Consider the following 7,474-nt stretch of genomic DNA (forward strand, 5'->3'; position numbering starts at 1 on the left):
TCTAATTGTCCGTCGTTCATGATGGTCTTCATCCTCCCATCATGAACAGTCGCCGCCTTACTTCAGACTCATCTTGTATTAGAAATAAGCCCTCCCTTCAGACTCATCTTGCATTGGAATAGACTATTACGCGCATTTCCTGTAGGACTTAGGTAGTATGAGAGGAGGGTGCTGTGGCTGATATTAAGTTAATGGTGATGTATCCGTGCCCGCATGATATTAGGGCGTTCGAGAAGCTTTACGAGGACGAGGACATGCCGATGCGCGATGGACTCTCCTCCGAATACGCCATGAGCTTCGAGGCATTTGAGAAGCTTTATCACGAAGAGCATGTGCCGATGATCGTGGAAAAGCTCGTCGGCAAGACGCGGTTTGTAGCGACTAAAGTTGTAGCAACTCCGGATGGGACGCCGCCACCGTTTTATCGGATCGCCGAGATCCATTTCCCGTCCCTGGAAGCCTTGCAAGCCTGTGCGCAATCCGCGGGTGGCAAAGAAACTCTTGCCCATGCCGGCGAAATCTCGAGTGGTGGCGCGCCGACTTTCCTGCTCGCGGAGGAACAAACGTTTTTTTTTGGCAGCGGTCCCGTTTGGGACCGACTAAGAGCGTTTATTTCGCGCCAATAGAGGACTCGGTGCCAAGAAGACAAAGCGGATCCTTCAGTCTACACCTTCCTCCCGTAAATCTGTTCTCCCTTTGTTGTTTCAGACCGCGGTAGGCGCACAAGCATTTATTGTCATTCGGAGGTAGTCGAAGACCAGGCGGGTGTTTCTGTTCAGTTCGCGCATTTTCTGCGCCACGCTGCGGACGCCCTTGGACTTGATGAGGCTGATGGCGAAGCGGCCAGGCGGGTGATGTTGCGTCCTCGGCGCGCCAAACAGGGCCAATCCCTGGCCCGCTTTCTCCGGACCGTGGCCCGTACGGATCCGGCAGCGGTCTTCGTCATAGTTCCAGTCGAGAATATAGTGGCAGCTGTTTTCGATGGACCAACGGCCCCGGTTGATCTGAAGTAGTTGTTGAGCATCGGCCTGCTCGGGCTATCGACTCGTGATGCCGAAGGCGACTTCCAGTGAGCGTTTCCCACTTTTCTTATTCAGGCGTTCCCGTTCGATGACGAAGGCTTGGCCGAGGTAGGGGAAATCGAGATAATCGTTGAAGGCGGTGGTGGTCCAGATCTTTCGGGTCTCGATGCGTCCGTGCTCGGGCGGGGTATGCTCGAGGAACCCTGGTGCTTGTCGATGCTGGAAGAACTGGGCGATATCCCCTGTCCCACCGCCAGGACCACGTCGGTCCGTAACGCCACCCAGTCGGCGTCGAACAGGCGATCCAGGGTGCGCCCGATCCGGTCGTCGCCCAAGCGCGCCATCTCCCCAGCGCTTTAGCCAAACAACCCCTGGGCGTATCCATGCACGGTCTCCTGCTGGCGGTAGATTGAGGAAACTACTGCGCACCTGGGAAGCCGAAACCGAGCGCCCTATCGACTCCGAAAGTCAACACCCGAAGTGACCTCACGATCCCCGGAAGGAAATTACGCGGAAATACGGTCGGAGATGTGCGGAATGTAAGACGTGTCGGTTGTTGCTCAATGGCCCCATTCGACATCTCATCGGTGGGTGAAGGCAGACACCTATCCGCGCGATTGGGGCGGGGAGGGTCGCAAGCGAGCATAGACGATAACCTGGTGACATGTCATTCGGCGGAACACCCCTGCGGGGCTTCCGCCCTGCCATAGCTTTGTCAAGCCTCCTTTCTTTTCGTGGGGGAAAGCGGGCGGAGCGTTCACGACGTTCCGCCGCCGGCCCTGCCCGCATCCCGTTGACTCATGGTCTCAAGCGCAAGGTTCGCATGCGCGTAAGCGCCGCCTGCGCGCATTTCCGCGGCGACCCAAATCGCTTCCATCACCTCCTGCTCGCTCGCACCGTGGTTCACCGCAAGCTCGGTGTGGCCGCGAATGCAGTACGGACATTGGGTGACGTGGGCCACCGCGACTGCGATCAACTGCTTGGTCTTCGCGGGCAGCGCGCCCTCGGCGAATACCCGTTGGCTGAAAGCCTTGAACGCGGCGGAGATCTCGGGGGCGAGCTGGGCCCGTTTGCGTGCGAGTTCTTTGCTGAGTGGGGGATAAAGGTCCATGTTGTTTCCTCGTTCAAATCAACAATGGGGAATAGGGTTTTAAAAGGCGTTTTTATTCCAAAGGGAAGATACGGCTGGACCTGTTAGCTGTCAAACACGCGGGTCCAGGATCGGGGAATTTTCTAGCCGGCCCATTGGCCCGAGGCGCCAAGTTTCGGGGCGTTTAAGGGTCTCGGGCGAACGCGGGCCAAGGGGAAGGTTGTCAGCTCGCGGAGCTGAACCAATTCGGATCCGGTGTTGGTTTAGGATCAGGCGGGCAAGCGTCCTTTGAGGTTCTCGGGGCGGAACGGACCGGGTTCGGCGATCAACCGCCGGGCGGCGTCCACTTGTTCCCAGACGTTCCACAGCAGCGCGCCCCGCACCCGACCGTCTCGCAGATAGTAGACCACCCCCTCCCGGTACGGGTCCTTCCAGTCAGCCACCATCTGCAGCCGGGAGTCCACCTCACCCACGGCCTCGTAGCCCAACTCGAACAGGTCCGAGTAAAAGAACGGGAGATGGTCGTAGGTGACGGTTCGGCCGGCCATCGCTTGGCCCGCCAGCCGCCCCATTGTGTTGGCGTTGTCTTCGTGCTCCACGCGGAGTCGATTGTCCAGGGCGGGGTTATAGAAGTTGGCCACGTCGCCCGCGGCATAGATGTCCGGGTGGCTGGTGCGCAGGGAGGCGTCTACCCGAATCCCGTTCTCCACCTCTAGCCCCGCCGTCTGGGCGAGTGCGACATTCGGCTGAATCCCGATCCCCGCCACGACGCCATCTGCCACGACTTCCCGCTCGCCCTGGCTCTGGGCATTGCGAACCTTCAGGACCGGCCGGCCCGCACGCATCTCCAGGCCGGCAACCAGCTCTCCGGGTAGGACTTCGACCCCCTTCTGCCGGTAAAAGTCGTTCAGGAACTCGGCCAGGTCGGGCGGGAACATGCGGCTGCCGATCCCTTCTTCGGGAAAAGCCATCACCACGGCTTTGCCGTTCATGGCTAGGGCCGCCGCGACTTCCGAGCCGATGAACCCCCCGCCGATCGCCGCGAAGCGTTGCCCCTCCGCCGTTAGTGCTCGCAGGCGCTCGTAATCGTCCAGACTGCGGAAGTAAATGATCTGCTCGCCCCCGAAGGGAAGGAGCCGGGGCGCGCCTCCGGTGGCCAGGAGCAGCTTGTCGTAGCCGTAGACCGTTCCCTGGTCATCGGTAACCCGTCTGTTCTGTGGATCCAGGTGCTGGGCTATCCGCCCCAGGTGGAGGTTCACCCCTTGGCTTTCGGTCTGGCGCCAAATGCTCTCCAGGGGCTTCCCCTTCCAGATCCCTTTGGATAAGGGCGGGCGGTTATAAGGCGAGTGGGACTCAGCGCTGACCAGGCCGATGGAGCCGCTGCGATCCACCACGCGGATGCCGTGGACCGCGGCATCGGCGGTCATCCCGCCCCCGACGATCAAGTATGTGTAGTTCGGCATGGTCGCCTCCTCATTGTTTGCTCAAGGTGAGGTTGTCGTTGTCAGCACTTCCCCGTGCAACGCGCTATCACGTTCACAAAGAGCGCACTTTACGCCATAAATACCTCTAGTTTAAGTTGTGAAACAGCCCAAGGCTAATCGCGGCTTGCTGGCCGGTTAAAGGCGTGGCCAATTGCTTATCCCGCTTTGGCTTGCACCAGAAAAGAAATTTTACCGACACGCTTACCAGGCGGCTGGATAGTATTAAATTAAAAGCAACAGACGGGCAATAGCATAAGCGTTGCCCGCCCAAACTCGATGAGCCGCGCTTAGCATGGGGGCAGGATAACTCGGGTACCGGATCTTCCCGGTGCGATATTCGATGAATTCTTTTCTCGCAGCTATGGAATCATCGAGCCGCGCTACCGGCTTCGAAACTCCTTGCTGGTGAAAACGAGTTGTTTTCTGCCGCACATTGACTATATTATTCAACCTGAGTCTTTTCACAAAAAGACGGGCGTATAAAGCAATGTTGATTTCATAAGGAGGAATGTATGGGCGAGTGGGGTATGCTTATTCCAGTGGTAGTAGCGCTCATCGGTCTTTACGCGCTTTACTGGGCGAGGAAAGATGAAAGTGTTCAGCCCGAAGAGGGTGCTCAACACCTCCGGGCCGATCAGGGCGGTGTTGTTGCTGGCGATGAGGCTGCGGCTACGGGCGATGAGGCCCCCGAAATTGAGCCCGCCGCCGGCACCGAAGGTGACGCAATTCCGTTAAAATCAGAGAAAGCACCTGAGGAAGTTTCGTGATTCGTTTGCTCATTTATGAATCCAGAGCCCGGCCGTGTGCCGGGCTTTTTTGTAGCTCGGTTGACGGACGATCCGCGCTGCCGGTTGGTCCCAGCCGCGGGACCCAATACCCACTGCTCAGTGATTAGGCGCCTTCGTACTTCGCATCCGCCGGCGCCTCACCCGGCCCTTCACCCTCGAATACGGCTTCGACGAAGCAGCGCAGGCGCCCTCGGGCGAGGCGCGTGTCGATCTGGCAACCGGGCGCGACCCGTGCAGCGTCGCGAACGATCTCACCTCCGGGCAGCAGGGTGACAATGGCATAACCGCGTTCGAGGGTCGCGAGCGAGTTCATGGCTTGTAGGGCACGGCTTAAATTTACGAGTTGCCCGGTTGTCTTTGCCAGCGACTGATCGATCCCGTGCCGCAGTCGCCTCACATAGTGATCACACTCGGTCAGGCGCAGCGCGATTAACGCGGACGGCGCCAGGCTCCAAAGCCTGGCCGATAGGGTTTCGATCCGCGTGTGCTTGACCCCGATCCCGCTGCGTGCGGCGCGCTCCAGATGCAGTGATAGCTCATCGGCGCGCTGTGCGAGATCCAGCACCCGCCGGCCAGGATGGACCAGCCGTTTTTGCAGGTGGTCCAGTAGCATCTGCACGCGTGCAAACGATCCGCGGAATAGATGCGCTAGCCGCCGTTCCAGAATCGCGAGCTGCTCGTCGATTTGGCGCCGGTCTGGACTCACAAGCTCGGCGCTCGCCGAGGGCGTCGGGGCGCGGCGGTCGGCGACCAGATCCGCAATGGTAAAATCGATCTCGTGCCCGATCCCGGTTACGACCGGAAGCTTACACGCGTAGATAGCCCGCGCGACCACCTCTTCGTTAAACGCCCAGAGGTCCTCCAAGGATCCGCCGCCGCGCGCCACGATCAGCACGTCGCACTCGGCACGCCCATCGGCAAGCGCGATCATCCGGCCGATCGCCTCGGCGGCGCCCGCTCCCTGCACCGGTACCGGATAGATCACGATCGGAATGGATGGGAAGCGCCGCCCCAAGACGCTCAGAATGTCGCGGATCGCGGCCCCGGTGGGTGAAGTGATGACACCGATCATGCTTGGCAGGGCTGGGATCGGTGCCTTATGCACCTCGCTGAACAGCCCCTCGGCCGCGAGCCTTTGTTTAAGCACCTCGAACGCCAAGCGCAAGCGGCCTTCGCCCGCGGGCTCAAGGTGCTCGACGATAAGCTGGAACTCGCCCCGACCCTCATAGAGGCTCACCTGAGCGTAGGCGATGACCTGCATTCCGTTGAGCGGATTGAAATTGACGCGTAAATTCCGCGACCGGAACATGGCGCAGCGGACCTGACACTGCGCATCCTTGAGCGAGAAGTAAAGATGTCCCGAGGCCGGGCGGGCGAGGTTCGACAACTCGCCTTCGATCCATAGCGGTGGAAAATTTCCCTCGAGAAGGGTACGCGCCTCGCGGTTTAGGCGCGTGATGGTATAAATGTCTTCCACGGTCGATGCGGCGGGGACAGGTTCTGAGTATCATCGCACCGGCGGCGGCGATGGTTGGACTAGGCGTTTACCCACGGTGCACCGCCCCTTTATAATGCAAAATTCTAATCATTACTACGGCCATGATCATGCGTCTTGCCGGTGAAGCCCTGACTTTCGATGACGTTCTGCTGGTCCCAGCCTATTCCCAGGTGCTGCCTCGGAACGTCAGCGTGGAGACGCGGCTTACCCGCGAGATCCGCCTCAGCATACCGATCATTTCGGCGGCCATGGACACGGTCACCGATGCGCGGCTCGCGATCGCGTTGGCCCAGCAGGGGGGCATCGGTGTTATTCATAAAAACCTCAGCGCCGGGCGGCAGGCGGGCGAGGTGCGGTTGGTCAAAAAATATGAAAGCGGGGTCGTCAAGGATCCGATTACGGTGTCGCCGGAAACCAGTATCCGTGAGGTATTGAGCTTGACCCGCGCTCACAAGATTTCCGGCGTGCCGGTCGTCGATGGGGAAGCGCTGGTCGGGATCGTGACGAGCCGTGATCTGCGCTTCGAAACCCGCTTCGAAAACCCGGTGCGAAGCATTATGACCCCGAGGGACCGGCTGGTGACGGCGGAGGAAGGGGCTACGCGTGAGGATGTGATCGCCCTGCTACACGAACACCGCATCGAAAAGGTGCTGGTCATCAACGATCGGTTTCAATTGCGGGGCCTGATCACCGTCAAGGATATTCAGAAATCGCAAGAGTTTCCGAACGCCTGCAAGGACCAACACCAGCGCCTGCGTGTCGGGGCGGCCGTGGGCACCGGCCCCGGCGCCTATGAGCGGGTGGAAGCCTTGGTGCATGCGGGCGTCGATGTGATCGTGGTCGACACCGCCCACGGCCATTCCCGCGGGGTCCTGGAGACGGTACGGTGGGTGAAGAAAAACTACGCCGCGACCCAGGTCATCGCGGGCAACATTGCGACCGGGGAAGCCGCCAAGGCATTGGTTGAGGCCGGTGTCGATGCGGTCAAGGTCGGGATCGGCCCCGGGTCGATCTGTACCACCCGGATCGTGACCGGCGTCGGCGTACCGCAAATCACCGCGGTATCGCAGGTGACCGCCGCGATCGAGAATTCCGGCGTACCGATCATATCCGATGGCGGGGTTCGTTATTCCGGTGACATCGCGAAGGCGATAGCGGCCGGTGCCCATGCGGTGATGATCGGGGGGCTCTTCGCCGGCACCGAGGAGGCGCCCGGGGAGGTTGAGCTGTATCAAGGGCGTTCCTATAAAACCTATCGCGGCATGGGATCGCTGGGCGCCATGGCGCAGCCACATGGCTCCTCGGATCGTTATTTTCAAGAAGCCGACGACATCGAGAAAATGGTGCCCGAGGGGATCGAAGGCCGCGTACCGTATAAAGGGAGCGTCACCGCGATCGTCTTCCAACTGCTCGGGGGTATTCGCGCGGCCATGGGTTATACCGGTTGCGCGACCGTGGACGAACTGCGCACCCAATCGAAGTTCGTGCGCGTCACCTACGCTGGGATACGGGAGAGTCATGTACACGACGTGGCGATCACCAAAGAAGCACCGAATTACCGCATCGAATAAGAGCCCGCGTAGTTTTCATAT

General features: G+C 60.0%; 7 protein-coding genes. 3 read left to right on the top strand and 4 right to left on the bottom strand.

Going from position 1 to position 7,474, the window contains the following annotated elements; translation table 11 throughout:
- The first annotated feature begins 254 nt into the window (after positions 1-254).
- Positions 255-626, top strand: coding sequence for an EthD family reductase (locus tag M3436_17980; GenBank protein ID MDQ3565900.1), 372 nt, complete (start codon positions 255-257; stop codon positions 624-626).
- A gap of 411 nt (positions 627-1,037) precedes the next feature.
- On the opposite strand, the gene M3436_17985 is transcribed toward M3436_17980, so the two are convergent.
- From M3436_17985 to M3436_17995, 3 genes are all read right to left on the bottom strand, one after another.
- Positions 1,038-1,451: a hypothetical protein gene (locus tag M3436_17985; GenBank protein ID MDQ3565901.1), complete on the bottom strand. Its 414-nt coding sequence runs from the start codon at positions 1,449-1,451 to the stop codon at positions 1,038-1,040.
- Positions 1,452-1,779: 328 nt separating this feature from the next.
- On the bottom strand, positions 1,780-2,133 hold the full coding sequence (locus M3436_17990) for a carboxymuconolactone decarboxylase family protein (protein MDQ3565902.1): 354 nt from the start codon (positions 2,131-2,133) through the stop codon (positions 1,780-1,782).
- Positions 2,134-2,381: 248 nt separating this feature from the next.
- Positions 2,382-3,575 carry an FAD-dependent oxidoreductase gene (locus M3436_17995; GenBank protein ID MDQ3565903.1) on the bottom strand — a complete coding sequence of 398 codons (1,194 nt, stop codon included), beginning with the start codon at positions 3,573-3,575 and terminating at the stop codon, positions 2,382-2,384.
- 533 nt (positions 3,576-4,108) lie between these two features.
- On the opposite strand from M3436_17995, the gene M3436_18000 reads away from it, so the two are divergent.
- The gene (locus M3436_18000) at positions 4,109-4,363 is read left to right on the top strand and encodes a hypothetical protein (protein ID MDQ3565904.1); all 255 of its coding nucleotides are present in this window, start codon (positions 4,109-4,111) and stop codon (positions 4,361-4,363) included.
- A gap of 124 nt (positions 4,364-4,487) precedes the next feature.
- Here the strand turns inward: M3436_18000 and xseA are convergent, their stop codons facing one another.
- Positions 4,488-5,861: an exodeoxyribonuclease VII large subunit gene (gene xseA / locus M3436_18005; protein ID MDQ3565905.1), complete on the bottom strand. Its 1,374-nt coding sequence runs from the start codon at positions 5,859-5,861 to the stop codon at positions 4,488-4,490.
- Between the two features lie 128 nt (positions 5,862-5,989).
- Between xseA and guaB the strand changes: the two genes are divergently transcribed.
- Entirely contained in the window at positions 5,990-7,453 is a 1,464-nt protein-coding gene (guaB, locus tag M3436_18010; GenBank protein ID MDQ3565906.1) for an IMP dehydrogenase, read from the top strand.
- Positions 7,454-7,474 lie beyond the last annotated feature (21 nt).

The organism is Pseudomonadota bacterium, assembly GCA_030859565.1.
Lineage (GTDB): Bacteria > Pseudomonadota > Gammaproteobacteria > JACCXJ01 > JACCXJ01 > USCg-Taylor.

Coding starts and splice junctions, on each gene's coding strand:
- M3436_17980 (MDQ3565900.1), top strand. CDS start 255: ATGCCGATGCGCGATGGACTCTCCTCCGAATACGCCATGAGCTTCGAG.
- M3436_17990 (MDQ3565902.1), bottom strand. CDS start 2,133: ATGGACCTTTATCCCCCACTCAGCAAAGAACTCGCACGCAAACGGGCC.
- M3436_17995 (MDQ3565903.1), bottom strand. CDS start 3,575: ATGCCGAACTACACATACTTGATCGTCGGGGGCGGGATGACCGCCGAT.
- M3436_18000 (MDQ3565904.1), top strand. CDS start 4,109: ATGGGCGAGTGGGGTATGCTTATTCCAGTGGTAGTAGCGCTCATCGGT.
- guaB (MDQ3565906.1), top strand. CDS start 5,990: ATGCGTCTTGCCGGTGAAGCCCTGACTTTCGATGACGTTCTGCTGGTC.